Annotated in this window: 27 protein-coding genes and 1 pseudogene; 20 read left to right on the forward strand and 8 right to left on the reverse strand. The window is 67.5% G+C overall.

The genetic code is table 11. The features are described 5' to 3' along the window. The first annotated feature begins 7 nt into the window (after positions 1-7). The 8 genes from rplF to map all read left to right on the forward strand — a co-directional run bounded on the left by rplF (position 8) and on the right by map (position 5,136). Positions 8-547, forward strand: a complete 540-nt coding sequence (gene rplF, locus ACWEO7_RS14255; RefSeq protein WP_452423595.1) for a 50S ribosomal protein L6 — start codon at positions 8-10, stop codon at positions 545-547. Positions 548-549: 2 nt separating this feature from the next. Next, a complete protein-coding gene (gene rplR, locus ACWEO7_RS14260; protein WP_452423597.1) occupies positions 550-957 on the forward strand; it encodes a 50S ribosomal protein L18 in 408 nt (135 codons plus the stop codon). Positions 958-988: 31 nt separating this feature from the next. Next, entirely contained in the window at positions 989-1,648 is a 660-nt protein-coding gene (gene rpsE, locus ACWEO7_RS14265) for a 30S ribosomal protein S5 (protein ID WP_039795557.1), read from the forward strand. Beyond that, positions 1,648-1,827, forward strand: coding sequence for a 50S ribosomal protein L30 (gene rpmD / locus ACWEO7_RS14270; protein ID WP_039795559.1), 180 nt, complete (start codon positions 1,648-1,650; stop codon positions 1,825-1,827). The genes rpsE and rpmD overlap by 1 nt, the downstream gene beginning before the upstream one ends. 1 nt (position 1,828) lies before the next feature. Further along, positions 1,829-2,272, forward strand: a complete 444-nt coding sequence (rplO, locus tag ACWEO7_RS14275; protein WP_039795561.1) for a 50S ribosomal protein L15 — start codon at positions 1,829-1,831, stop codon at positions 2,270-2,272. A 172-nt stretch (positions 2,273-2,444) separates the two neighbouring features. Beyond that, a complete protein-coding gene (gene secY, locus ACWEO7_RS14280) occupies positions 2,445-3,767 on the forward strand; it encodes a preprotein translocase subunit SecY (RefSeq protein WP_452423599.1) in 1,323 nt (440 codons plus the stop codon). Then, positions 3,764-4,309, forward strand: a complete 546-nt coding sequence (locus ACWEO7_RS14285; protein WP_379251983.1) for an adenylate kinase — start codon at positions 3,764-3,766, stop codon at positions 4,307-4,309. Before secY ends, ACWEO7_RS14285 begins: the two co-directional genes overlap by 4 nt. Before the next feature lie 29 nt (positions 4,310-4,338). Next, positions 4,339-5,136: a type I methionyl aminopeptidase gene (map, locus tag ACWEO7_RS14290; RefSeq protein ID WP_355076141.1), complete on the forward strand. Its 798-nt coding sequence runs from the start codon at positions 4,339-4,341 to the stop codon at positions 5,134-5,136. Between the two features lie 436 nt (positions 5,137-5,572). Here the strand turns inward: map and ACWEO7_RS14295 are convergent, their stop codons facing one another. From ACWEO7_RS14295 to ACWEO7_RS14310, 4 genes are all read right to left on the reverse strand, one after another. Next, positions 5,573-5,854, reverse strand: coding sequence for a hypothetical protein (locus ACWEO7_RS14295; protein ID WP_452423601.1), 282 nt, complete (start codon positions 5,852-5,854; stop codon positions 5,573-5,575). An 83-nt stretch (positions 5,855-5,937) separates the two neighbouring features. Next, the gene (locus ACWEO7_RS14300) at positions 5,938-6,369 is read right to left on the reverse strand and encodes a DUF4254 domain-containing protein (RefSeq protein ID WP_450015057.1); all 432 of its coding nucleotides are present in this window, start codon (positions 6,367-6,369) and stop codon (positions 5,938-5,940) included. Further along, positions 6,366-6,842: a DNA-directed RNA polymerase subunit beta gene (locus tag ACWEO7_RS14305; protein WP_452423602.1), complete on the reverse strand. Its 477-nt coding sequence runs from the start codon at positions 6,840-6,842 to the stop codon at positions 6,366-6,368. The genes ACWEO7_RS14300 and ACWEO7_RS14305 overlap by 4 nt, the downstream gene beginning before the upstream one ends. Before the next feature lie 330 nt (positions 6,843-7,172). Then, positions 7,173-8,696 carry a hypothetical protein gene (locus tag ACWEO7_RS14310; protein ID WP_452423603.1) on the reverse strand — a complete coding sequence of 508 codons (1,524 nt, stop codon included), beginning with the start codon at positions 8,694-8,696 and terminating at the stop codon, positions 7,173-7,175. Positions 8,697-8,862: 166 nt separating this feature from the next. Here ACWEO7_RS14310 and dtd point away from each other — a divergent pair, with 166 nt between their 5' ends. Then, the gene (dtd, locus tag ACWEO7_RS14315) at positions 8,863-9,306 is read left to right on the forward strand and encodes a D-aminoacyl-tRNA deacylase (RefSeq protein WP_452423605.1); all 444 of its coding nucleotides are present in this window, start codon (positions 8,863-8,865) and stop codon (positions 9,304-9,306) included. A 222-nt stretch (positions 9,307-9,528) separates the two neighbouring features. Here dtd and ACWEO7_RS14320 read toward each other — a convergent pair whose 3' ends face one another. Both ACWEO7_RS14320 and ACWEO7_RS14325 read right to left on the reverse strand, forming a co-directional pair. Then, positions 9,529-10,134, reverse strand: a complete 606-nt coding sequence (locus tag ACWEO7_RS14320) for a GNAT family N-acetyltransferase (protein WP_450015061.1) — start codon at positions 10,132-10,134, stop codon at positions 9,529-9,531. Between the two features lie 3 nt (positions 10,135-10,137). Continuing rightward, on the reverse strand, positions 10,138-10,941 hold the full coding sequence (locus ACWEO7_RS14325; protein WP_355076198.1) for a GntR family transcriptional regulator: 804 nt from the start codon (positions 10,939-10,941) through the stop codon (positions 10,138-10,140). A gap of 358 nt (positions 10,942-11,299) precedes the next feature. On the opposite strand from ACWEO7_RS14325, the gene ACWEO7_RS14330 reads away from it, so the two are divergent. Beyond that, positions 11,300-11,611, forward strand: a complete 312-nt coding sequence (locus ACWEO7_RS14330) for a DUF4254 domain-containing protein (RefSeq protein WP_355076200.1) — start codon at positions 11,300-11,302, stop codon at positions 11,609-11,611. Positions 11,612-11,661: 50 nt separating this feature from the next. On the opposite strand, the gene ACWEO7_RS14335 is transcribed toward ACWEO7_RS14330, so the two are convergent. Further along, on the reverse strand, positions 11,662-15,171 hold the full coding sequence (locus tag ACWEO7_RS14335; RefSeq protein ID WP_452423607.1) for a nucleotide-binding protein: 3,510 nt from the start codon (positions 15,169-15,171) through the stop codon (positions 11,662-11,664). A 512-nt stretch (positions 15,172-15,683) separates the two neighbouring features. Here ACWEO7_RS14335 and infA point away from each other — a divergent pair. The 8 genes from infA (at position 15,684) to truA (ending at position 20,559) form a co-directional block, all read left to right on the forward strand. After that, a complete protein-coding gene (gene infA / locus ACWEO7_RS14340; protein ID WP_003418601.1) occupies positions 15,684-15,905 on the forward strand; it encodes a translation initiation factor IF-1 in 222 nt (73 codons plus the stop codon). 150 nt (positions 15,906-16,055) lie between these two features. Then, positions 16,056-16,169 (forward strand): 50S ribosomal protein L36, encoded by a 114-nt coding sequence (gene rpmJ, locus ACWEO7_RS14345; protein WP_011207363.1) that lies wholly within the window; start codon positions 16,056-16,058, stop codon positions 16,167-16,169. Between the two features lie 248 nt (positions 16,170-16,417). Then, positions 16,418-16,789 (forward strand): 30S ribosomal protein S13, encoded by a 372-nt coding sequence (rpsM, locus tag ACWEO7_RS14350; protein ID WP_040864911.1) that lies wholly within the window; start codon positions 16,418-16,420, stop codon positions 16,787-16,789. A 9-nt stretch (positions 16,790-16,798) separates the two neighbouring features. After that, entirely contained in the window at positions 16,799-17,212 is a 414-nt protein-coding gene (gene rpsK, locus ACWEO7_RS14355) for a 30S ribosomal protein S11 (RefSeq protein ID WP_039795647.1), read from the forward strand. Between the two features lie 20 nt (positions 17,213-17,232). Next, positions 17,233-17,838 carry a 30S ribosomal protein S4 gene (rpsD, locus tag ACWEO7_RS14360; RefSeq protein WP_452423608.1) on the forward strand — a complete coding sequence of 202 codons (606 nt, stop codon included), beginning with the start codon at positions 17,233-17,235 and terminating at the stop codon, positions 17,836-17,838. 108 nt (positions 17,839-17,946) lie between these two features. Continuing rightward, positions 17,947-19,005, forward strand: a complete 1,059-nt coding sequence (locus ACWEO7_RS14365) for a DNA-directed RNA polymerase subunit alpha (protein WP_039796155.1) — start codon at positions 17,947-17,949, stop codon at positions 19,003-19,005. Between the two features lie 50 nt (positions 19,006-19,055). Further along, positions 19,056-19,577, forward strand: a complete 522-nt coding sequence (gene rplQ, locus ACWEO7_RS14370) for a 50S ribosomal protein L17 (RefSeq protein ID WP_355076207.1) — start codon at positions 19,056-19,058, stop codon at positions 19,575-19,577. A gap of 106 nt (positions 19,578-19,683) precedes the next feature. Continuing rightward, the gene (gene truA, locus ACWEO7_RS14375; protein WP_452423677.1) at positions 19,684-20,559 is read left to right on the forward strand and encodes a tRNA pseudouridine(38-40) synthase TruA; all 876 of its coding nucleotides are present in this window, start codon (positions 19,684-19,686) and stop codon (positions 20,557-20,559) included. A gap of 142 nt (positions 20,560-20,701) precedes the next feature. Here truA and ACWEO7_RS14380 read toward each other — a convergent pair. Then, positions 20,702-21,139 (reverse strand): annotated as a pseudogene (locus ACWEO7_RS14380) (Hsp20/alpha crystallin family protein); the annotation flags it as partial. A 172-nt stretch (positions 21,140-21,311) separates the two neighbouring features. On the opposite strand from ACWEO7_RS14380, the gene ACWEO7_RS14385 reads away from it, so the two are divergent. Both ACWEO7_RS14385 and ACWEO7_RS14390 read left to right on the forward strand, forming a co-directional pair. Next, positions 21,312-22,145, forward strand: a complete 834-nt coding sequence (locus tag ACWEO7_RS14385; protein WP_452423610.1) for an LLM class F420-dependent oxidoreductase — start codon at positions 21,312-21,314, stop codon at positions 22,143-22,145. 294 nt (positions 22,146-22,439) lie between these two features. Then, the gene (locus tag ACWEO7_RS14390; RefSeq protein WP_452423612.1) at positions 22,440-23,852 is read left to right on the forward strand and encodes an MFS transporter; all 1,413 of its coding nucleotides are present in this window, start codon (positions 22,440-22,442) and stop codon (positions 23,850-23,852) included. Positions 23,853-23,855: the final 3 nt, after the last annotated feature.

The raw sequence follows: 23,855 nt of genomic DNA on the forward strand, positions 1-23,855 counted from the left end.
CAGGACAATGTCGCGTATTGGTAAGAAGCCCATCGCAATCCCCGCTGGCGTCGACATCACCATCGACGGCCAGGACATCGCGGTGAAGGGGCCCAAGGGCACCCTGTCGCTCACCGTCGCCGAGCCGATCACCGTCGCCAAGGGCGAGGACGGCCAGCTCGAGGTCGCCCGTCCGGACGACGAGCGCCGCAGCCGCGCGCTGCACGGCCTGACCCGCACTCTGGTGTCGAACATGGTCGTCGGCGTGACCCAGGGCTACGAGAAGAAGATGGAAATCTTCGGCGTCGGTTACCGCGTCGCGCTGAAGGGCCAGAACCTCGAGTTCGCCCTCGGCTACAGCCACCCGGTGCCGATCGAGGCCCCCGAGGGGATCACGTTCGCGGTGGAGTCGCCCACCAAGTTCTCCGTGTCCGGAATCGACAAGCAGAAGGTCGGCCAGATTTCGGCGGTCATCCACGGCCTGCGCAAGCCCGACCCGTACAAGGGCAAGGGCATCCGCTACGCCGGCGAGGTCGTTCGCCGCAAGGTCGGAAAGACGGGTAAGTGATCATGGCGCAAACCGAAAACCAGCAGGCCAAGCGCATCCCCCTGGGCAAGGACGTGTCGACGCAGCGCCGTCTGTCGAAGACGCGCCGTCACTTCCGCCTGCGCAAGAAGCTCGCGGGTACCACCGAGCGTCCGCGCCTGGTGGTCAACCGCTCCTCGCGCCACCTGCACGCGCAGCTGGTCGACGACTCGGTCGGCAAGACCATCGCCGCCGCCTCGACCATCGAGGCCGACGTGCGCGCGGTGGACGGCGACAAGTCGGCCAAGAGCAAGAAGGTCGGCGCCCTGCTGGCCGAGCGTGCCAAGGCCGCCGGTGTCGAGGCCGTCGTGTTCGACCGTGGTGGTCACGACTACCACGGCCGGATCGCCGCACTGGCCGATGCCGCTCGCGAAGGTGGGTTGAAATTCTGATGATCGATAACAAGAACGGAAGGAACGTCTGATGCCGGGACGTCAGAGGCGTGACGGCGGAAGCGGACCCGCCGGACAGAATGGCAGCGCCCCCGAGGGCGGCCGCGGCGATCGTCGCGGTGGCGGCGACCGTCGGGGCGGTGGCGACCGTCGCGACAACGCCGCGGAGAAGAACCAGCTCGAGCGGGTCGTCGCGATCAACCGCGTCTCCAAGGTCGTGAAGGGTGGTCGGCGCTTCAGCTTCACCGCCCTCGTGATCGTCGGTGACGGCAACGGCCTGGTCGGCGTCGGCTACGGCAAGGCCAAGGAAGTTCCCGCGGCCATCCAGAAGGGTGTCGAAGAGGCTCGCAAGAACTTCTTCCGCGTCCCGATGATCGGCTCCACCATCACGCACCCGGTTCAGGGTGAGGCGGCCGCCGGTGTGGTCATGCTGCGTCCGGCCTCGCCGGGTACCGGTGTGATCGCCGGTGGCGCGGCTCGTGCCGTGCTGGAGTGCGCCGGTATCCACGACATTCTGGCGAAGTCGCTCGGTAGCGACAACGCCATCAACGTCGTGCACGCGACTGTCACTGCCCTCAAGCAGCTGCAGCGTCCGGAAGAGGTCGCGGCCCGCCGTGGCCTGCCGCTCGAGGACGTCGCCCCTGCCGGCATGCTGCGTGCGCGCGCTCAGGCTGCCGGAGGTGTCAAGTAATGGCAGATCTCAAGGTGACCCAGATCAAGAGTTCGATCGGCGCCAAGAAGAATCAGCGGGACAGTCTTCGGACCCTCGGTCTGCGCGGTATCCGCAAGACCGTGGTCCGCGAGGACAACGCCCAGAACCGCGGGCTGATCAACGTCGTGCGCCACCTCGTGACCGTTGAGGAGGTCTGACATGACCATCAAGTTGCATCACCTGCGTCCGGCTCCCGGCGCCAAGACCGAGAAGATCCGTGTGGGTCGCGGTGAGGGCTCCAAGGGCAAGACGGCGGGCCGTGGTACCAAGGGCACCAAGGCGCGCAAGAACGTCCCGGCCGCCTTCGAGGGTGGGCAGATGCCGATCCACATGCGGCTGCCCAAGCTGAAGGGCTTCACGAACCCGTTCCGCACGGAATACCAGGTCGTGAACGTCGGCAAGATCGCGAAGCTGTTCCCCGAGGGCGGCGAGGTCGGCAAGGCCGAGCTCGTGGCGGCCGGTGCGGTTCGCAAGAACCAGCTGGTCAAGGTCCTTGGCGATGGTGAGATCGGCGTCGCGGTCCAGGTGACCGCGGACAAGGTCACCGGCGCGGCGAAGGAGAAGATCACCGCCGCCGGTGGCACCGTCACCGAGCTGGGCTGACGGTACTCTGCATTACAGCGGCACCGGACGAGTGGAGAGCTCGTCCGGTGCCACTGTTAGAGTTCAATTGTTGTCTGCCAAGCCTCGTCGTGGTTTTCGGCGTCCCTTCTGTGTCGAGCAGGGACATCGCTGAACATCCATGTCATGACCATGTCGTTCGCCAGGAGGATCAGTGGTTTCCGCCTTCGTATCGGCCTTCCGGACTCCGGACTTACGGCGGAAGATTCTCTTCACGCTGGGGTTGATCGCGTTGTACCGCCTGGGTGCCTCGCTGCCGTCCCCCGGCGTCGACTACAAGGCGGTCCAGGAGTGCATCGACCTGGTCTCGGGCGGTGAGTCCGGCGGCATCTACCAGCTGATCAACCTGTTCTCCGGTGGTGCGCTGTTGCAGCTGTCGGTCTTCGCGATCGGCATCATGCCCTACATCACCGCGAGCATCATCATCCAGCTGCTCACGGTCGTCATCCCGCGGTTCGAGGAACTGCGCAAGGAAGGCCAATCCGGCCAGACCAAGATGACGCAGTACACCAGATACCTGTCGATCGCCCTCGCGATCCTGCAGGCCACCGGCCTGGTCGCGCTCGCGGCCCGTCGCCAGCTGCTGCAAGGCTGCCAAAAGGACATTTTGGCCGACACCAGCATCTTCGGCATGATCATCATCGTGCTCGTGATGACCGCGGGCGCGGCGCTGGTGATGTGGTTCGGCGAGCAGATCACCGAGCGCGGCATCGGCAACGGTATGTCCCTGCTGATCTTCTCGGGTATCGCCGCCCGCATCCCGAGCGAGGGCAAGGCGATCCTGGACAGCCGGGGCGGCCTGGTCTTCGGGCTGGTGTGTGTCGCCGCGCTGGCGATCATCACCGCCGTGATCTTCGTCGAGCAGGGCCAGCGCCGGATCCCGGTCCAATACGCCAAGCGCGTGGTCGGCCGGAAGATGTACGGCGGCTCCTCGACCTACCTGCCGTTGAAGGTGAACCAGGCGGGCGTGATCCCGGTCATCTTCGCCTCGTCGCTGCTGTACCTGCCGAACCTGGTGGCGCAGCTGACGGGGTCGCAGAACAACCAGAATCCGAGCTGGTGGCAGGAGATCATCCAGAAATACCTGGTGAATCCCGGCAACCCGGTGTACATCGCGATCTACTTCAGCTTGATCGTGTTCTTCACCTACTTCTACGTCGCGATCACCTTCAACCCGGAGGAGCGCGCTGACGAGATGAAGAAGTTCGGCGGCTTCATCCCGGGCTACCGGCCCGGCAAGCCGACGGCCGACTACCTCAACTTCGTCCTGAGCCGTATCACCCTCCCCGGCTCGATCTATCTCGGTCTGGTAGCGGTGCTGCCGAACCTGTTCCTCGACATCGGCGCCTCCGGCGGTACCCAGAACCTTCCGTTCGGCGGTACCGCGGTGCTGATCATGGTGAGCGTCGGTTTGGACACCGTGAAGCAGATCGAGAGCCAGCTGATGAATCGAAATTACGAAGGGTTCCTCAAGTGAGAGTTGTACTGCTCGGTCCGCCGGGCGCCGGTAAAGGCACCCAGGCCGTCCTGCTGTCGGAGAAGCTGGGCGTTCCGCACATCTCCACCGGGGACCTGTTCCGTGCGAATATCAGCCAGCAGACCCCGCTGGGTCGCGAGGCGCAGAAGTACATGGACGCGGGCGACCTGGTGCCCAGCGACGTGACCAATCGCATGGTGGAGGCGCGGGTCAACGAGCCCGACGCCGCCAACGGCTTCGTCCTCGACGGCTACCCGCGCACGGTCGACCAGGCCGACGCGCTGGAGAAGATCCTCAAGCACATGAACACCTCGCTCGACGCGGTGCTGCGCTTCGTCGTGCCCGAGGACACCGTGGTCGAGCGGATGCTCGCGCGCGGCCGCGCCGACGACAACGAGAGCGTGATCCGCAACCGGCTGCGGGTGTACCGCGAGGAGACCGAGCCGCTGCTGGACCACTACGACGGCCTGGTCGTCTCGGTGGACGGCGTCGGCGAGGTCGACGACGTCAACGCGCGGGCGCTGCGCGCGCTGGGCCACTGAGCCGACTCGCGATGGAGCGCTGAGGGCGGATGGTCTTCAACCGCAAGAAGAAGGTCGTGCCGTTCCGGACGGCAGGCGAACTGGATGCCATGGCGGCGGCCGGCGCGATCGTCGGCCGCGCTTTGGTGGCCGTGCGCGCGGCCGCCAAGCCCGGGGTGTCCACCGCGGAACTGGACGAGGTTGCCGAGCAGGTAATCCGGGACGCGGGCGCGGTGCCCTCCTTCAAGGGCTACCACGGCTTCCCGGCGTCCATCTGCGCATCGGTGAACGACCGCGTGGTGCACGGGATTCCGACGGCGGGGGAGATTCTCGCCGAGGGCGACCTGGTGTCCATCGACTGCGGCGCGATTCTCGACGGCTGGCACGGCGATTCGGCCTGGACGTTCGGCGTCGGCACCATCATCGAGGCCGATCGGTTGCTCAGCGAGGCGACCAAGTCGTCGATGGAGGCCGGTATCGCGGCGATGTTGCCCGGTAACCGGCTGACCGACGTTTCGCACGCCATCGAGCTGGGCACCCGGGCAGCCGAGAAGGAGCACGGGCGCGGCTACGGCATCGTCGACGGCTACGGTGGGCATGCCATCGGGCGCGAGATGCACCTCGATCCGTTCCTCGCCAACGAAGGCGAGCCCGGTAAGGGCCCGAAGCTCGTGGTGGGATCGGTGCTCGCGATCGAGCCGATGCTCACGCTCGGCACCACCCAGACGAAGGTGCTCGACGACGACTGGACCGTGGTCACCGTGGACGGCAGTCGTGCGGCACATTGGGAGCACACGGTCGCCGTCACGGAGGACGGACCCCGGATCCTGACGTTGCGTCCGGAGTAGGGCACGGCCCTCGGGCTGCCCCGGTTCGATGACACTGCGCGGCGAGGAAACGAGCCGCACCGACGCCAGGAATCCCTGGTCGATCTCGCCGTCTCTCCGCGTGCCGACACGATGCGCCGACACGCCACCGGGCGATACCCAGCGTTCGCTGGATCGGTGACGTCGTTCCTTGCACCCGCGTCCTTCGCGTCGAGCCGAAGCGGTGGGCCCGGTCGGTGCCCATGCGGGGTGGAACGGTTACTTTCTCCTTGTTTTCGGAACTGTTCTGAACGATGCCGTCAGCGTATGGCCGGGCAGTAGCCGGTGACCTGAGTAGACCGCTACTCGAATCGGCTTGGCGCACGCCGCAGTTCGCCGCTATCCGGCCTGCTCCGTGGACACCGCGACGGGGCGGGCAACGCTGTGGCCTGGCTATTTCGTGTGCGTAAGTAGCCGTTCAGTGCGCGCGGCGCAGAGTCGTTCGCAGCGCCAAAGTGACTATCGGTAGATCGAATTCGCCTTCGGCCGTCTCCGGCCTCGCCAGCAGACAGGCCCTGATCCGGCCGAGCACTTCGGTCCGCTCGTCGGGGGAGATCACCACCGTGTGCGATTGCGTACCGATGGTCGCGGTCAGGGACTCTGCGGTGCGGCGATATCGGTGCGGGAAGGTCGACCGTTCGAACTCGTGGTCGCGGAACGGCGGGTGGCCGGGTAGCGCCACTTGTCCGAACTCGCCCATCTAGTGTGCAAGGCGAGCTTTTCTTCGTAGTTGTCCGGACTCCCCATCCGTTTCACTCCACGGATGGGGAGCCGCGACGGAACCTAAGATGCGCCGGGAAGTCTCCGCACGCCCGCGCAGACCTCGGCGGCCAGGTCGTCGTAGCCGACGGCCAGTTCGGCCAGGCGCTGCCAGGCGTCCCACAGATCCCATTCCGAACTGCTGGCCAGCGCCGCGTAGGCGTTCGCGGTGAACTGGGCCAGGCGATCGATCACGGCGCCGACGGTCTCGGTGTGCACGTGCGCCGCGCCGTGGGCGGGCGGCAATTGCGTGGTGATCCAGCGATCGATGTCGTGAATCAGGCTCGCACGCAACGCGTCTATCTCGCCGAGTGATTCGTGTCCCGCGCTGAGCCTGCGTTCGTGCAACGTAGTGAGTTCGTGTGCGCAGCGCAGCATCGGGTTGCTCTCGTGCATCTCGCCTCGGCAGGCTTGCAGCACTTGATGTTTCGCCGGAAGTACCGCCCCGGTGGTCATCGCCCGCCCGTTCTCGTGCAGGACCGTACGGTGTCGACGATGGACGAGCCGGAGGGACGGAAACCGTTCTCGGGGGCCACGATCCAGTGCCGATAGTCGGCGTCGGCCACGGCGGGAGACGGCAGTGCGATCTCACCGCCGGAGGGCACGATGGAGACATTGAGACGGAACAGTTCCGCGAACAGCCGGACGTCGTCGGGTAAGTCGGGGCGGGTGAGAAAGGTCCACCGTTTGGACCGGACATGAGAAACGATCGGGCCCAACGCTATTCGGCGATGAGTGAGGTCGTCGCGAACTTTCTGCCCCAACGCGGCGGGCATCGTGATCGCGCCGACGAATCCGGCGCGGAGGACGATTCGGCCTATCTCCGGATGGACTCCGGCGGGCAGGTCGCAGGTGTGTCGATAGTAGGCGCATCGGGCGGTCGGGGTATCCGCCAACGCCAGTTGGTCCATGGGGCCCTCGGGTAGCATCGTGTGACTTTTTCCAAGCCGCCCGGACGGCGCTGCGGCACCAGTGCTTGTGATCCGGTTCATCGTGCGGGCGTTGTCTCAGTAGAGCACTCCATGGAGCGGATCAAACATTCCGTTCAATTAGTTCTCGAGAAATTCGTTCGCCCGTCGGTTACCGGCGGGTGCAGTTACCGGTAGGGTGCGCGGCGCTGCCCCGCGTTCAACTCGGCGTACGTAATTCCTGGTCAAACGACCTGTGAAGATGCGGGGCGAGAACGCGGGGAATTTTGTTCATCGCCGTCGCTGACGCGTGCGCTACCTTGCCGCAAATCGATACCGCGGCAGCGCGCCTCAGGGTGTCGTGCGGAAGTACAGCACGCGGTCGCCGTGCTCGGACAACGGCGTGTCGACACTGACCTGGCGCAGGCCGCAATCCGGCAGGTAGGTGAGGTTGGCGAACACCTTCGTGTTGCCGAAGGCCGCGCGCAGCTTGCTCTCCGTCGCCCGGTCGGGGTTGTACAAGGCCAGTGTCTCGAAATCGAGTGGCGCGAGCGGTTTGTCGAGGGGCGCCTGCCCGGCAGGGCGGCCGAGCGCGGCGTACTGGGTGGCCGTACCGCGCTCGTACCAGCACAACTCGTAGGCTACGTCCTCCGTGACCGTGATCGCCGCGACCGGCCAGTCCTGGGAGAGACGCAGTGCCAGTGGATGTTTCCCCACCGGAGTGAGTTCCCAGTTCAGGCTCATGACCGTCACCCAGCCGCCGTAGGGCTGGTCGATCAGCACGATGTCGTCGCCGAGGGTGGCGGAGGTGTTCAGCTTCGGCTCGCGGATCTTCCACTTCGACTCGGGCGTACCGAGATAGCTCTCGCGGTCGAGGGGATAGGCGTCGTCGACGGCGTAGGCCGCGATGATCGCGGCGCGTACGTGGGCGATGGCGTCCCGTTCCGGCAGGTAGACGCTGAGCGCGCCGAAGGTGGAGCCGATCTGGACGGGCGTCGACGGCTGATCCTGCTCGGTGCCCGGCGCGAGCGGGCGCAGGCCCACAAGAGCCAGCTTCCAGTTGATTTCCTCGACGGTCGACAGGTCGCCGGAGGATTTGAACATGATCTGCTGCTGGGTGAGCCGTCCGGCTCCCTCCAGGGTGCGGCAGCCCAGTTCGACCAGCGCCCGGTGCGACTTGGGCGTGAGATCCAGGTCCTGGATGCCGCAGGCGCGCAACCGGATCGACATGCTGGTGGAGGTGAACGCGGCGTACCGCTCCCGGTACATGGCGATGGCCTGCTTGCGCGACCGGCCCACCATGAGCGTGCGCAGCAGCGTGCTCAGGCTGGCCAGGTACTTGCCGGACAACTCCGGGTTCGCCGCGGCCAGGCCGGCGCGGATGCGGGCCGCCTCCTCGGTCGCGGCCACGGCGGCGTCCTGGTCCAGCCTGCCCAGCCAGACACCGCACTTGGACAGGCCGTCGGCGCACGGGCCCGCGACTTCCGGATGCGCCCGCGCCACTTGCCGGTAGACGTCACAGGCGCGCCGGATCGTCGTGGTGGCCAGTTCCCTGCGCCCGCTGTGCCGTGCCGCCTGCTCGAAGGAGCGCAGCGCGTCGTTCAATTCCCCGGCCAGGCGGGCGGTGAGCACTTGGCCCCTGGACAGCAGGCGCAGGCGGATCGCCACCGCTTCTTCGGCGGGCGCCAGCGCTTCCCTCGTGCGGTCGCGCATCGAGCCGTTGTTCTTGGTGGCGATCAGCCCCTTGGCGAGTTCGCCGAGCGAGGTGGCCAAGCGCAATTCGGATTCGACCGTCCGGTCGAGGGCCGCATACCGATCCGCCGCGATCTGACGCTCCATCGCGTCCAGATCCATCGCGCTCCTCGTTTCCAGCATGATCCTCCGCCAACGCGCGGCAACCGCGCAACACATTCTTCTGCGCACCGAGTTTGTCACGCTTGCCGCCCGCGCGCACCTGTATCCCGCGAGGCAGACCGGGTCGTTCGGCGGTCGGCGACCCGCGCGGCGGCCGACGCGGTGGCGGAAGGCATGATCGAAGGCTGTGCGAGCCCTCCTACAGCGCGTGAGATCGGCCCGGGTGACGGTCGACGAGCAGGTCGTCGGAACGATCGATCCGGTGGCCGACGGCCTCCCGCACGGCCTGGTCGCCCTGGTCGGCGTGACGCACTCCGACACGGAGGCGACCGCGCGGGCATTGGCCGACAAGGTATGGCGGTTGCGCATCCTCGACGGGGAGCGCTCGGCCGCGGACCTGGGCGCGCCGATTCTGGTGGTCAGCCAGTTCACGCTGTACGCGGACACGAAGAAGGGCAGGCGTCCGTCGTGGTCGGCGGCCGCGCCCGGCGCTGTCGCCGAACCACTCGTCGAGCACTTCGCGGAGGCGTTGCGCGAACTCGGCCCAACCGTGGCCACCGGGCGGTTCGGCGCGCACATGCACATCGACCTGGTGAACGACGGTCCGGTCACCCTAATGGTGGAGCTGTGAGCTGTTGTCTTGGCCCGGAAATCGGGGGCTCCGAGCGCATCTGGTGATCCGCGTCGCGCTCGACCTGGGCACGGAGCCTGCCCGCAAACATCGAGGAATTCCCCGTTCCCGTTGACGTCACTGGTGATTAGTCATCCGCTGTTACCGTGGGCGGGAAGGACTCGAGATCGCGCGGCGGGCAGCCCCGGACAGCGCGGATCGTTCAGTTGTCGCCGCGTGGGATCAGTTGTTCGGCGGCGGTGGGCGCAAAAGCGCCGGCGCGGCTACTCGCCCGACAGCGGTGACCGGCACGGGAAGTGCGGGATACCAGGTATCGGCTCTTCGCTCGAACAGCGCCCGTGACGGGCCCAGCGCGAGCGGGCCCGCGATGCGCACCAAACGGAATCCCGCCGAACGGTAGTAGGCGTGCAGATCGGTATTGGTGGTCCACGCGTCGAGCCGGACCCAGGCGCGGCCCTGCGAGCGGGCGAGCAGTCCCGCGTGCGCCAGCAGGTGATGGCCCACGCGCCGGCCCGCGAAACGCAGATCCACGATCATGTAATGGGCGATCACCGCGTCGTCGAGTTCCCATCCCGACCACAGACCGGCGTCGGCGCGGTCGTTGACCGTGATCGTTCCCGCCGGTTCGCCCGCGACCTCGGCGATCCAGGTCTCGCCCGCGTCCAGCGACCGTCCCACGGCGCGAGCGAAGATCTCGATGGGCAGGCCGCGTCCGGCGACCGTCCACTGATCGGAGCCTCGCGCGGTGAGCCACGCCGTGCGCTGTACGCGCAGGCGGCAGATCATGCCGAGATCGCCCCATGTCGCCTGGCGCAGCGCGATCGTCATGGGCTAGGCCCGGCCGGTCCCGTGCGAATCGGCAAGCGTGGTCCGGATGACTGCGGTGCCTTCGGCGTCGCCGAGCTCGTAGGCGAGCCGATTGCCGGAGGCGAGCGAGCGTTGCCGCGTGGCACGGGTGACGCGCTCGTGGTTGGCGCCGATGCGCAGATGGTCGAGCAGGATGGTGCCGGTGGCGACGCCGAGCACCAAGGCTTCCTCCGCGGTGGCGGGCCGGGCGACGAGCGTGTCGCGGTGCGCGGTCTCGGCATGGCCCCGGTCGGCGAGGCGGCGGGTGGTGCCCTCCGGAATGTCGTGCGGTGAGTCGATTCCGGTCGCCTCGGCCAGGTCACGGGGATAGAAGCTGACCTCCCACGACCACGGCTCATGGTCGAGATACTGGACCACCGTCCTGGCCAGCACCCACGAATCCGGCGGTATACCCAACCAAGACGCGACTTCGGGGCTGGCGGGCTCCATCTTCGCGCTGAACTCCTTCGACGGCTCCCGGTGCGCGGCCCGCGCGATCTCCTCGAAGATGTCGTGCGGGGTCTGCGGCCGGTCGGGGCGGATGGAATCGGTGACAACGGATTCCAGGATTTCCTGGTTTCGAACGATCGTTCCGCGGGAAGTAGCTGTATAGACGAGATTTTCGGTCACCAGCACCTGGATCGCGTTGCGGGCCGTGGTAATCGAGACCTGCATTTGATCGGCAAGCTCCGAGTGACTGGGCAGTCGATCGCCCGGTTTCCACTTGGCTGCGCGGATCTCCTCGCGGAGGAGGTCTGCGATCCGGTGATACGTCGGACCGTCCGCCATCTTGCTCCTCGGTTGGTCATGCAGGTAACGAAGTGTACTCTCCGTGACTCCCTACGGCCCGTTAACGCTTGACAGGTGCCTTCAGAGGTTTATTGTAATGAAGTCCTGATCCGGTGTTGTGCGGCGATGACGGCGAGGCAACGTGGCAGGTTCGGATACAACGGTCGTAATGGCCCTCCCTGGCACACCTAGGTGTGTCGATCCTTCGGTGCGCTCTTCGGCACCGGGATTGCTTCCCACGTCCGACCTATTGGTTCGGGCGTGTCGCGGACACCGCGTGGTCGGTGGTCCGCTCTTGTGGTTCGCTCGTGATCTGGCAGTGCTACATGAGCGCCGCCTGGTCGGCCGCGGTGGTTCGGTGGACACCTCCGTGGCGGTGGTTCGCGAAATCGAGCGTCGCAGAGTCGAATTGGTGATGGCCATCGACGACTGGGTGATGCGAAGTGTGCCGCAGCATCGGCTCGGCGCCACTCTGCACACCGAAACGGTGGGTGCGGTGATCGATCGCCTGGCCGAGTCGTCGGTGCGCGCGCACCACGCGTTGATGACTCTGAACGCGCACGACGATTTGCTGCACAACGCGTGGCATCATCTCGCCGAACTCGCGGACGCCTATGACGATCTGGTGCGCGACGTCATGGCGGGCAGGCGGCGTCTGCCCGAGTGGTGAGCGGCTGATCCGTTCGCCCTTCGCCCCGCCGGGCCACCGCCCGGCGGGTGTCACGGGTGGTAACGACGATGATCGGTGGCGAAGTCGTCCGCGACGGTCGCGGCCAGCTCGACGTAGGCCCGCTTGGTCTGTTTGTGCAAGCGGTGCAAATCGATTTCGGCGCCCTCGGACATGTGCGCGTCGAACGGGATGATGTGCACGGCGCGGCACCGGGACAGGAAGTACTCCCGTAGCTGCTGGATACCGACGTTCGGCGATCCGGCCCGCGGGGAGTTGATCACCACCACCGCGTTGCGCACCAAATGGTCGTGGCCGTGCAGCGACAACCAGTCCAATGTGGCTGCGGCACTGCGGGCTCCGTCGATCGCGGGGGAGGAGATCAGTACCAGCGAGTGCGCCAGGTCGAGTACACCGGACATGGCCGAATGCATGAGCCCGGTACCGCAGTCGGTGAGGATGATGTTGTAGAACCGCTGCAGGATTCGTGCGACCGCGCGGTACTCCTCTTCGCTGAACGCCTCCGACGCGGCCGGATCACGTTCGCTGGCGAGCACTTCCAGGCGGCTCGTCGCCTGCGAGGTGTGCCTGCGCACATCCGAATAGCGCTGGATGGTCGAATCGAGGAGCAGGTCGCGCACGGTGGACCTGGTTTGCAGGGGCACCCGCTGCGACAGTGTGCCGAAGTCCGGATTGGCGTCGACGGCGATCACCCGGTCGCCCCGGATCGAGGCGAAGGTGGAGCCGAGACCCATTGTGGTGGTGGTCTTTCCGACGCCGCCCTTGAGCGACAGCACCGCGATCCGGTAGTCGCCGCGGACGGGCTGCCTGATCCGCGCGACCAGTTCCTGCAACCTGCGTTCCTCGGCGGACATACCGGGGTTGATCGCGCCACCCGACACGTGGTGCACGGCCTTGCGCCACCCGGTTCCCGGAGCTTTCTTGGCCCTGCGCAGCGGCACGTCGTCGAGTGAAGGTTGCTGGAACGGGGCGCCCTGCTGGGCGGGTGGCTGTGGGTAGCCGGGAGGCGTGCCCCACTGCGGGGCGGGGTGCCCAGTGGCTTGGTGCGGCGGCACGGAATGCGGTGATGCCGGACCGGATTCGGGCGCGGCAGTATTGCGCCACTGGTCGATGGGGACCTGCGGTGCGCTGCCCGCTGCCTGGTCGCCCGCGGACTGCGTCGGGTGACCGGCGGGTACGCCGCCCGAGGCGTAGGGGTGCGGCTGTGGCGCGCCCGCGTAGTGAGCCGCATCCGGACGGGGCTGAGGTGGCGGCTGCTGGTCGGAGTTCGGCGCTTGTCCGACCGGCGGCTGGGACGCCGAAGGTTCGTTCGGCTCCGCGGACAGCCGGTGGCGTCCGCCACCGGCGACAGGTCGCGCCGCCGCTGGGCCGATGTCGGTCGCGCCGACCCGGTTCGACTCCGGTGCGCTCGAGTCTTTTTGTACGTGAGTCGCATCGACCGACCCGGCCGAGTCGGGCTGCCCGGGGGCCTCCGGCGCGGTACCGGATGCACTGTTGTGCGGCCGCTCGTGCGGCACGGGCGGGTCGGGCAGCGGTGGGAGTCGGCACGGCGCGTCGGTCGCGGGCGCGTCGGCCTGCTCGGGCCGAGGAGCCGCGAGCCACGGCGGCGGACCATCAGGAATCACCGCCGTGGGAACGGGTGAGGCGGTCCGCGGGGCTCCCGCCGGATGCACGGTAATGGGCGGTGGCCGGTGGGCATCGCTCGACGGCGTGATGTCGCCGGTGCCCAGCGTGGAGCCATGCTCGGATCCCGCACCTGCCGACGTTGTCGGGGCCTGAGCCGCAGCCGCGCTCCGGTTCACCCCGGCAGTGGTGTTCTCGCTGTGCGGTTCGGTCGGACTTGCGCCGGTGGATAACATGCCGGCGCCGGTCGGCGTCGCTTCTCGGCTCTCGGCCCGCCGATCAGGGTCCGCTCTCCCGGAAGCGGGATTTTCAGCGGAACGTGCCGCTGTCGGATCGCCGTACGGCCCCGCGTGCTCGCCCGCTGACGGCTCGGATCCCTCGCCGTGCGGTGACTGCGCATTTTCGCTCAGCGAGCCGGGGGCCTGCCCCGCGCTGGATACTGGCGTGGCGGTCGGGGCCGACGGGTGTCCGCCCTGCCGTGCCGCGTGCTCCTGGCCGGTTACGGGCGAGGTTCCGCCGCTGGTCGGCCCTGCTGACGGTGGAGTGGATGGCACGCCGGTCGGTGCCTGAGCCTTCTGTCGCGCCGTGTGGTCGGCCGTGCTCCGGTCGGGAGTCGACGTCGCCGGGTCGATGGGCGGCTGCGGTGCGGGCTGTGCGCTGGTCGGCGTCGAGGAGTGTCCGCCCTGCCGCGCCGGCTGGTCCGGAGCGGACGGAGGCGCGGCGGGATATCCGCCTTGGGGCGGTTGCACGGACGGTTGGCGGCCGGTCGATGTCGAGGTAGGCCAGGTCTGGTTCGGACCGGCGGGTGGGGTCTCGCGAGACTCGCCGCGCTGAGTCGCCTCGTTTCCGGTCGGGCTCGGGCCCACCGGTGGGGTCCGATTGGGCGGAGCCGAGTTCGGCCACAGGTTCGGAGCCACGGCCGACAGGGCGGCATCGAGGCGAGGGTTGCCGGTGGACGGCCATCCGCCGTGCTGCGGCCCGAGCGGAGGTCGGCCGCCGACGGCCTGGCGGGGCGCGCTCCGGCCGTGCGACGACTGGGCATGCTCCTCGTTCCGGGGCGGAGCGGGCTGCTCGTCGGCTGGTTGCCGGGGCGGCGGTGGCGGAAGCTCCGGCCGGTCCGCCTGCTGGCGCGCCTGCTGCTCGTTCGACGCGGGCGGGTTCGCGGACCTGCTGCCCAGTGGCTGGAAGCCGGGTGAGGGCTGCGACGGATTGCGCGTGGGCAGGCTGTGCTGCGGAGCGCCGGTGCGCTCCGGCGGCGCTTGCCACGAATTGTCCTGCGCCGGTGGAGTGCGGTCGTAGCCGGGCTGCTGCCAGGACTCCTGCGGTTGCTGCTGGGACTCCTGCGGTTGCTGCTGGGATTCCTGTGGGTGGGGCCGAGACTCTTGCGGCTGCTGCCAGGACTCGTATGGCTGTTGCCGGGGGGACTCTTGCGGGGGCTGTTGCCAGGACTCCTGTGGCTGGTGCCGGGACTCTTGCGGCTGCTGCCAGGACCCCTGTGGCTGGTGCCGGGATTCCTGCGGGTGCTGCCGTGAATCTTGCGGTTGCTGCTGGGACTCCTGTGGCTGTTGCCAGGACTCTTGCGGTTGTTGCCAGGACTCATGCGGGGGCCGAGCCGGTGCTTGCTCCTCCGGAACCGGCGCGGGCGCGCGGCTCGCGTCGCCCTGCCGCTGTTCCTCCTGGGCGTTCCCCTCGTGCTTGTCGCGGCGCCAGCCCTTACGGCGCTTCTCCGGCCGTGCGGCATCCGGGCGTTCCGCCTCGGGCGCGCGGCTGCGCAAACGGCCGCGCCTGCGGCTGGAGGAGTCCTCGATGAGGTCGTCGTGCGGAAGGTTCTGTACCGGCGCTTCGTAGCCGCTCTGGCCGACGTCGCTCTCCGACAGCCACGGCGGCAGCATGGGCAGGCCGTCATTGCTACGGCTCACGACTGCGCCTCGCCGATGTTCGGCGTGCCGATCTCTCGCTCGCTGCGCTCGGTCACGACTGCCCTCGCTGCCCGCTCGGCTCGGTCGTGGCCAGGGACGCTCTGCCGTTGACTCGCTCGCTACGATTACTCACTGCCTCGCCTCCCTGCCGCTCGCTTCGGCCGCGACCGAGAGCGCCTACGCCGGTGGCTCGCACGCTGCGCCGGCTCACGCGTCCCCCTCGATCCGTTCGACCCAAATACCTGGACAGCGGCCAGTTTACGCGACAACCCGGTGCCGTCGCGGCGCAGCGTCCGAGGCCCGCCACGCGTGGGAAGACGGCTGCGAAACCGCTGGCGACACGGGTATACAAGGAGGCATTTTTGCCCGATCCGGAACGGATCGGTAAGCTGGAGCGGCGGTGCACCTAGGCGCCGCCTGTTTGTGTGCGAGCGGTTCGCTCCGGCGATCGGTCCCATTCGAGCAGAACCAGCAAACAAACCAGGTTGAGCGTAACCGGGATCGCGGAGGACATGGCGAAGAAAGACGGGGCCATCGAGGTCGAGGGTCGAGTTGTCGAACCGCTGCCCAATGCGATGTTCCGGATCGAGCTCGAGAACGGACACAAGGTTCTCGCGCACATCAGCGGGAAGATGCGGCAGCACTACATTCGTATCCTCCCCGAGGACCGTGTGGTCGTCGAGCTCTCGCCCTACGACCTGTCGCGTGGCCGGATCGTATACCGCTACAAGTGATCGTGCCCGGCGCGATCGGCGTCGGTTGCGAGCCGGCAGTCCCGGCGTGAGCCGGGGCCGAGTCGAAAGACTCACACCAGAGCTTCCCCAGTCGCCGACTGGGGAAAAACTGTGTTCACACCCCTGTGAACCACAACAGATTGGACGGACGTGAAGGTTCAGCCGAGCGTCAAGAAGATCTGCGAGAAGTGCAAGGTGATCCGCCGTCACGGCCGGGTCATGGTGATCTGCGACAACCTGCGCCACAAGCAGCGCCAGGGCTGAGCGGAGGCGAGGGAGACCTCGCACCACCCGCCCGAGGCTTGCCGACGGCGAACGCTCGACGCGACACCAGCCAAGCACCGAACCGCAGTTCGGATTGGCAAGAAGAACTCCCAGCACCAGCCGCACGCTGCGGAAATCAGGGTTCGCCCTGGGCGTGCGCGCCTACCACCGGTTCGGAGGCCGGTGCCCCGCCAAGACGAGGGGACGGACAGGGAGCAGACCTCCGCAACGATTAAGGAAACTGCCAGATGGCACGTCTCATGGGCGTCGACCTCCCGCGCGAGAAGCGCATGGAGATCGCACTGACCTACATTTTCGGCATTGGCCGTACCCGCTCCAAGGAGATCCTGGACGCCACCGGCGTCAGCCCGGACCTGCGCTCGAAGGATCTCAGCGACGACGATCTGACGAAGCTGCGTGACTACATCGAGGCTTCGGAGTTCAAGGTCGAGGGTGACCTGCGCCGCGAGGTGCAGGCCGATATTCGCCGCAAGATCGAGATCGGCTGCTACCAGGGCCTGCGCCACCGTCGTGGCCTGCCCGTGCGTGGCCAGCGCACCAAGACCAACGCGCGCACCCGCAAGGGCCCGAAGCGCACCGTCGCCGGCAAGAAGAAGTAGGGATAACCGATGCCTCCGAAGAGTCGGGCCGCGGGCCCGAAGAAGACCCAGAAGTCGCGTCGCAGGGACAAGAAGAACGTCCCGCACGGCAACGCGCACATCAAGAGCACGTTCAACAACACGATCGTGTCGATCACCGACCCGAACGGCAACGTCATCTCCTGGGCGTCGTCGGGTCACGTCGGCTTCAAGGGCTCGCGCAAGTCGACCCCGTTCGCCGCGCAGCTCGCCGCCGAGAACGCCGCCCGCAAGGCGCAGGAACACGGCGTCAAGAAGGTCGACGTGTTCGTGAAGGGCCCCGGTTCGGGCCGCGAGACCGCGATCCGCTCGCTGCAGGCCGCCGGCCTCGAGGTGGGCACGATTTCCGATGTCACCCCGCAGCCGCACAACGGCTGCCGTCCGCCCAAGCGGCGTCGCGTCTAGCGGGAAAGGAATAACGAACAATGGCTCGTTACACAGGCCCTATCACCCGCAAGTCGCGTCGTCTGCGCGTCGACCTCGTCGGCGGCGACCAGGCGTTCGAGCGTCGCCCCTACCCGCCCGGCCAGCACGGCCGCGCGCGGATCAAGGAGAGCGAGTACCTGCTCCAGCTGCAGGAGAAGCAGAAGGCCCGCTTCTCCTACGGCGTCATGGAGAAGCAGTTCCGCCGGTACTACGAAGAGGCCAACCGCCTCAAGGGCAAGACCGGTGACAACCTGCTGCGTCTGCTCGAGACCCGCCTGGACAACGTCGTGTACCGCGCCGGTCTGGCCCGTACCCGCCGCCAGGCTCGCCAGCTGGTCTCGCACGGCCACTTCCTGGTGAACAACAAGAAGGTCGACGTTCCCAGCTTCCAGGTCACCCAGTACGACATCATCGATGTCAAGGAGAAGTCGCTGGGCACCCTGCCGTTCCAGGTGGCGCGTGAGACCATCGGCGACCGTCCGGTTCCGGGCTGGCTGCAGGTGCTCCCGGGCCGGCTGCGGATCCTGGTCCACCATTTGCCCGAGCGCGCCCAGATCGATGTGCCGCTGCAGGAACAGCTGATCGTCGAGTACTACTCGAAGTAACACTCGGCACAACGTGCCGCTGGTGCGTGGCCGTCCCGATGGGCGGCCGGGCACAACCCCTGAGACGAGGCGTCAAATAGCGGGCGCCCAAAAAGGAGGATGATCCACATGCTGATTTCACAGCGTCCGACGCTGACCGAAGAGGTCGTCGCCGAGAACCGCTCGAAGTTCACCATCGAACCGCTCGAGCCGGGCTTCGGTTACACCCTCGGCAACTCGCTGCGGCGTACCCTGCTGTCCTCGATTCCGGGGGCGGCGGTCACGAGCATCCGCATCGACGGCGTCCTGCACGAGTTCACCACCGTTCCGGGCGTGAAGGAGGATGTCACCGACATCATCCTGAACCTCAAGGGCCTGGTCGTGTCCTCCGAGGAGGACGAGCCGGTCACGATGTACGTGCGCAAGCAGGGCCCGGGCACCGTCACCGCCGGTGACATCGTCCCGCCCAGCGGCGTGGTGGTGCACAACCCGGACATGCACATCGCGACCCTGAACGACAAGGGCAAGCTGGAGATCGAGCTCGTCGTCGAGCGCGGTCGCGGTTACGTCCCGGCCGTGCAGAACAAGGCGTCCGGCGCGGAAATCGGCCGGATTCCGGTGGATTCGATCTACTCGCCGGTGCTGAAGGTGACCTACAAGGTCGAGGCGACCCGCGTCGAGCAGCGCACCGACTTCGACCGGCTCATCCTGGACGTGGAGACCAAGAACTCCATCAGCGCGCGGGACGCGCTCGCCTCGGCGGGCAAGACCCTGGTCGAGCTCTTCGGCCTGGCCCGTGAGCTGAACGTCGAAGCGGAGGGCATCGAGATCGGCCCCTCGCCGGCCGAGGCGGATCACATCGCCTCGTTCGGTCTGCCGATCGAGGATCTGGACCTCACCGTCCGGTCCTACAACTGCCTCAAGCGCGAGGGTGTGCACACCGTGGGCGAGCTGGTCGCCCGCACCGAGTCGGATCTGCTGGACATTCGCAACTTCGGTCAGAAGTCCATCGACGAGGTCAAGGTCAAGCTGCACGCGCTCGGCCTCTCGCTGAAGGACAGCCCCGCGTCGTTCGATCCGTCCAGCGTGGTCGGCTACGACGCGAGCACCGGCACGTGGAGCGACAGCGGCACGTTCAGCGACACCGACGGCGGCGAGCAGGACTACGCCGAGACCGAACAGCTCTAGGCCGCCGGGGTAGGCGCCCCGGCCCGGCCTCATACAAGGAGAACACCACAATGCCCAAGCCCAAGAAGGGTGCCCGCTTCGGCGGGTCGGCGTCGCACCAGAAGGCGATCTTCGCCAATCTGGCCACGGCGCTCTTCGAGCACGGCCGGATCACCACCACCGAGGCCAAGGCCAAGGCCGTGCGTCCCTACGCGGAGAAGCTGATCACCAAGGCGAAGGGCGGCACCCTGGCCGATCGTCGCGAGGTGCTGAAGGTGATCCGCAACAAGGATGTCGTGCATGAGCTCTTCGCGGAGATCGGCCCGTCGTTCGAGGGGCGCGAGGGTGGCTACACCCGCATCACCAAGACGCTGCCGCGCAAGGGTGACAACGCGCCGATGGCGATCATCGAGCTGGTTCGCGAGAAGACCGTGACCAACGAGGCCGATCGCGCTCGTCGTGTGGCTGCCTCGAAGAAGGCGGAGGAGGCTCCGGCCGCCGAGGTCGTCGAGGAGGAGGCCGACGAGGCCGTCGCCGAGACCGCCGAGGCTCCGGCTGCCGACGAGGCCGCCGAGGACAAGAAGGACGCCTGACGCTTCGCGTCGGAGTTCGCGCACGAGCCCGCCACCCGCACTGGGTCGGCGGGCTCGTTCGTTTCGACCAGAGGATCATGTGACCGTGGAGGAATCGGTGGGATCGATGCCGGATCGACCGGGCGAGGACGCACCGGGCGCGTCCGGTATCGACGTGCCACGTACCCGGGTCCGGTTGGACATCGCCTACGACGGCACGGATTTCGTCGGCTGGGCGCGTCAGCCTGGTCTGCGCACCGTCCAGGGGGTGCTGGAGGACGCGCTGAGCAAGGTGTTCCGCGAGCCGATCCAGCTGACCGTGGCGGGCCGTACGGATGCGGGCGTGCACGCCGAGGGGCAGGTCGCGCATTTCGACACCGCCGGTGAACTGGACGCGGCGAAACTGGTGCACCGGATGGCGCGCTTCCTGCCGAAGGACGTGCGGATCAGGCACGCGCGCCCGGCCGCACCGGAGTTCGACGCCCGGTTCTCCGCCATCCGCCGCCATTACGCCTATCGGCTGACCACCGCGCCGTACGGCGCGGAGCCGCTACAGGCCCGCAGCGTGGTCGCCTGCCGATCCGACGTCGATGTCGACGCGATGCGGGCGGCTTCGCGAAAACTGCTCGGGCTGCACGACTTCGCCGCATTCTGCCGCCGCAGGGAGGGTGCGACGACGGTACGGGAGTTGCAGCGGTTCGACTGGGTCCGCGATGGCGACCTGCTGATCGCCTACGTCAGCGCGGACGCGTTCTGCTGGTCGATGGTCCGCAGTCTGGTCGGTGCGGTCCTCGCCGTCGGCGAAGGGCGGCGGACGCCGGAATGGGTGGCCGATCTGTTGCGGGAGACCGAGCGCTCCAGTTCGGTCACCGTCGCTCCCGCACATGGTTTGAGCTTGACAGGCGTGGACTACCCGGCCGATGAGGAACTCGCGGTCCGTAACGCGCAGACGCGGGAGATGCGGTCGGTTCCGGTATCTGGCGGAGGCTGCTGCGGCGAGTGAGAGTGTCCGCGCACTACCCGCACCCGTGCTCGGGTGCGGGTAGCGAACGCGGTCACTTCGATGACTGCGGGTATTGCTGCTGCGACTGTGCGGATTGCTGAGTCTGCTCCTGCTGCGCCGGTGACATCGGTGTGGACCGGCCGGATTGCGCTTCGATGGTCCTCGGTTCTTGGGACGCCCCGGAAATCTGGATGCGGCGCGGCTTCGCGCGCTCCGCGATGGGGATCGTCACCGACAGCACGCCGTTGTTGTAGGTCGCGCTGATGTTGTCGACGTCGACATTCTCGCCGAGGGAGACCTGGCGCATGAAAGTGCCCGCGAAACGTTCCGAGGCGATCCACTGGACGCCTTCTTCGCTCGGCACGGTGCGTTGCGCCCGCAAGGTGAGCGTGCCGTTGTCGACGCTGACGTCGATCGAGCCGGGGTCGACGCCGGGCAGGTCCGCGTTCAGGACGTAGTGATCTCCCGCTTTGAACAGATCCATCGGCATGAATCGCGGGGCGCGACCGGTTCCGGCGGTCTCACCGAGCAGTTGGCGGGCAACGGTGTCGATGTCGTGGAACGGATCGAATCGAAGCACAGCAATCACCTCCATCTCCTAGTGGTGGCGTCGGCCAGGCGGCAGGCGCCGATAGCTGTGCAATAGCCACAGTAGCCCTCGGTAATCGGGACGGCATCGACTCGACGGGGCCGTCCCGGCAGCGGACGGGCCCGGCCGGAATAGCGCCCTCCGGGCGTGTGTTGGGTCGGACATGGCATTCGACAGTCTCGGACGGTTCGGAGTGTGGCGGGCGTACAACGGGTTCAGCCCGGAAGACGCGCGAGAATTGGAGCGGCTCGGATACGGCGCGCTCTGGTTGGGGGCTTCACCTCCGGCGGATCTGGCGACGGTCGAACCGCTGCTGGAGGCGACCGAAACGATCACCGTCGCCACCAGCATCGTGAACATCTGGGCGGCGCCCGCGAAGGAGGTGGCCGACTCGTTCCACCGGATCGAGGCCCGCTTCCCGGGCCGGTTCCTGCTCGGCATCGGTGCGGGACACCCGGAGCACACCGGTGAGTACCGCAAGCCGTACGACGCGCTGGTCGAGTATCTCGATGACCTCGACGCCGCGGGAGTACCCGCCGAACGTCGCGCGGTGGCCGCACTCGGCCCGCGCGTGCTCAAGCTGGCCGCCGAGCGGTCGCTGGGCGCGCTGCCGTATTTCGTGCCCGCGGCGCACACCGCGAAGGCCCGCGAGATCGTCGGCCCGGACGCGTTGCTGGCGACCGAGCACAAGGTGGTGCTGACCGACGACGCCCGCACGGCGCACGCGGTCGCCGACGAGACCGTCAAGTTCTACATCGGCCTGACCAACTACGCGTCGAACCTGCGCCGATTCGGTTTCACCGACGCCGACCTCACCGTGCCGCCGAGCGAGGCGCTGTTCGACGCCGTCATCGCGCACGGCACGCCGGAGCGGATCGCCGCGCAGCTGTACGAACACGTCGACGCCGGCGCCGACCATGTGGCGGTGCAGATCCTCGGCGACAACTACCTCCCGGCGCTGCGCACCCTCGCTCCGCTGCTCACCGAGCGACCCTGACCACCGGTCTCGTCTCGGCCCCCGCGCTGCGCACCTTTGCTGCGCTGTTGGCCATAGGATCCTGACCTTGTGTCGTCTCGGCCCCCGGCGCTGCGCACCTTTGCTGCGCTGTTGACCGCGGGGTCCTGACCGCCCGTCTCGTCTCCGGCCCCCGGCGCTGCACCGGGGGCCGGTTTTGTTTCCGGCGATCGTCCTAAGGGACTGTTAGGAAGCTTCGAGAGCCATTTCGCGCGCGTGTGACTGTCGACACACTGATCTGCGACGACGTGATGAGGCGTCGGAGAAGGAGATGTTGTGACTACGACACAGCCCGTCGGCGAGCGCCGGGTGGTCGCGAATGTTCTGCGCGGATCCATCGGCAATCTCGTCGAGTGGTACGACTGGTATGTCTACGCCGCGTTCAGCGTGTACTTCGCGAAGACGTTCTTCCCCAAGGACGATCCGACCGCCCAACTGTTGTCCACCGCCGCCGTGTTCGCGGTCGGCTTCCTGATGCGCCCGATCGGCGGGTGGGCACTGGGCCGGTACGCCGACCGGTTCGGCAGGCGCTCGGCCCTGACCCTGTCGGTGACCGTGATGGCCGCCGGTTCGCTGATGATCGCGGCGACGCCGGGTTACCAGACCATCGGCCTGGCCGCTCCGGCTCTGTTGCTGATCGCCCGGCTGCTGCAGGGGTTGTCGGTCGGCGGTGAATACGCCACCAGCGCGACGTATCTGTCCGAGGTGGCCTCGGCGGGCAGGCGCGGATTCTACTCGAGCTTCCAATACGTGACCCTGGTGGCAGGCCAGCTCGTCGCGCTCGGAGTGCAGATCGTGCTGCAACAGTTCCTCGACGCCGGCCAGATGAACGCCTGGGGCTGGCGGATCCCGTTCGTGATCGGCGCCGCCGGTGCGCTGATCGTGATGTGGTTGCGGCGCGGCATGGACGAGTCCGAGCAGTTCCGCGCCGAATCCGGACAGCGGCCGAAGAAGACCGCGACCGACGCGGCGACGGCCGCCGAGGTGCGGGAATCGCGCGGCTCCCTGCGGATCCTGTTGCAGTACCCCCGAGAATGTCTGCTGGTCGTCGGGTTGACGCTGGGCGGAACGGTCGCGTTCTACACGTACACGACCTATATGCAGAAGTTCATGATCAACACCTCCGGCATCTCCAAGTCGACCGTGGCGTGGATCAACTTCATCGCGCTGCTGGTCTTCGTGGTGCTGCAACCGCTGGCGGGTGCGCTGTCGGACCGGATCGGCCGACGCAAGCTGCTCATCTTCTTCGGCGTGGCGGGCACCTTGCTGACCGTGCCGATCATGACGGTGCTCGCGCGTACCACCAATCCGGTCGCCGCGTGGGGCCTGATGATGGCGGCGCTGGTGATCATCACGGGATACACCTCGATCAACGCGATCGTGAAGGCCGAGCTGTTCCCGACGAAGATCCGCGCGCTGGGCGTAGGGCTGCCCTATGCCTTGACCGTCGCGATCTTCGGCGGCACCGCCGAGACGATCGCGCTCGCGCTGAAGAAGGGCGGCCACGAGTCGCTGTACTTCTGGTATGTCGCAGGCTGCATCGCCGTCTCGCTGATCACCTACTACTTCATGCGTGAGACCTCGGCCTCGTCGGCGATCGACGCGGCCGAGCCCACCGCGAGCGCAGGCACCGGGTCCGGCGCCGCAGGGGCCGAGCCGGGTCGGCCGATGGTCACCGTGCGTGACTGACCG

The sequence above is a fragment of the Nocardia sp. NPDC004260 genome (genome assembly GCF_053603155.1).

Bases quoted from the DNA above. Each gene is read 5' to 3' on its own strand.
- rpsM (WP_040864911.1), top strand. From the start codon at position 16,418: ATGGCACGTCTCATGGGCGTCGACCTCCCGCGCGAGAAGCGCATGGAG.
- rplO (WP_039795561.1), top strand. From the start codon at position 1,829: ATGACCATCAAGTTGCATCACCTGCGTCCGGCTCCCGGCGCCAAGACC.
- ACWEO7_RS14325 (WP_355076198.1), bottom strand. From the start codon at position 10,941: ATGGCGGACGGTCCGACGTATCACCGGATCGCAGACCTCCTCCGCGAG.
- rplQ (WP_355076207.1), top strand. From the start codon at position 19,056: ATGCCCAAGCCCAAGAAGGGTGCCCGCTTCGGCGGGTCGGCGTCGCAC.
- ACWEO7_RS14295 (WP_452423601.1), bottom strand. From the start codon at position 5,854: ATGGGCGAGTTCGGACAAGTGGCGCTACCCGGCCACCCGCCGTTCCGC.
- ACWEO7_RS14310 (WP_452423603.1), bottom strand. From the start codon at position 8,696: ATGCTGGAAACGAGGAGCGCGATGGATCTGGACGCGATGGAGCGTCAG.
- ACWEO7_RS14320 (WP_450015061.1), bottom strand. From the start codon at position 10,134: ATGACGATCGCGCTGCGCCAGGCGACATGGGGCGATCTCGGCATGATC.
- ACWEO7_RS14300 (WP_450015057.1), bottom strand. From the start codon at position 6,369: ATGACCACCGGGGCGGTACTTCCGGCGAAACATCAAGTGCTGCAAGCC.
- infA (WP_003418601.1), top strand. From the start codon at position 15,684: ATGGCGAAGAAAGACGGGGCCATCGAGGTCGAGGGTCGAGTTGTCGAA.
- truA (WP_452423677.1), top strand. From the start codon at position 19,684: ATGCCGGATCGACCGGGCGAGGACGCACCGGGCGCGTCCGGTATCGAC.
- ACWEO7_RS14365 (WP_039796155.1), top strand. From the start codon at position 17,947: ATGCTGATTTCACAGCGTCCGACGCTGACCGAAGAGGTCGTCGCCGAG.
- rpsK (WP_039795647.1), top strand. From the start codon at position 16,799: ATGCCTCCGAAGAGTCGGGCCGCGGGCCCGAAGAAGACCCAGAAGTCG.
- ACWEO7_RS14385 (WP_452423610.1), top strand. From the start codon at position 21,312: ATGGCATTCGACAGTCTCGGACGGTTCGGAGTGTGGCGGGCGTACAAC.
- rpsD (WP_452423608.1), top strand. From the start codon at position 17,233: ATGGCTCGTTACACAGGCCCTATCACCCGCAAGTCGCGTCGTCTGCGC.
- ACWEO7_RS14305 (WP_452423602.1), bottom strand. From the start codon at position 6,842: ATGCTACCCGAGGGCCCCATGGACCAACTGGCGTTGGCGGATACCCCG.
- rpsE (WP_039795557.1), top strand. From the start codon at position 989: ATGCCGGGACGTCAGAGGCGTGACGGCGGAAGCGGACCCGCCGGACAG.
- rpmD (WP_039795559.1), top strand. From the start codon at position 1,648: ATGGCAGATCTCAAGGTGACCCAGATCAAGAGTTCGATCGGCGCCAAG.
- rplR (WP_452423597.1), top strand. From the start codon at position 550: ATGGCGCAAACCGAAAACCAGCAGGCCAAGCGCATCCCCCTGGGCAAG.
- rplF (WP_452423595.1), top strand. From the start codon at position 8: ATGTCGCGTATTGGTAAGAAGCCCATCGCAATCCCCGCTGGCGTCGAC.
- map (WP_355076141.1), top strand. From the start codon at position 4,339: ATGGTCTTCAACCGCAAGAAGAAGGTCGTGCCGTTCCGGACGGCAGGC.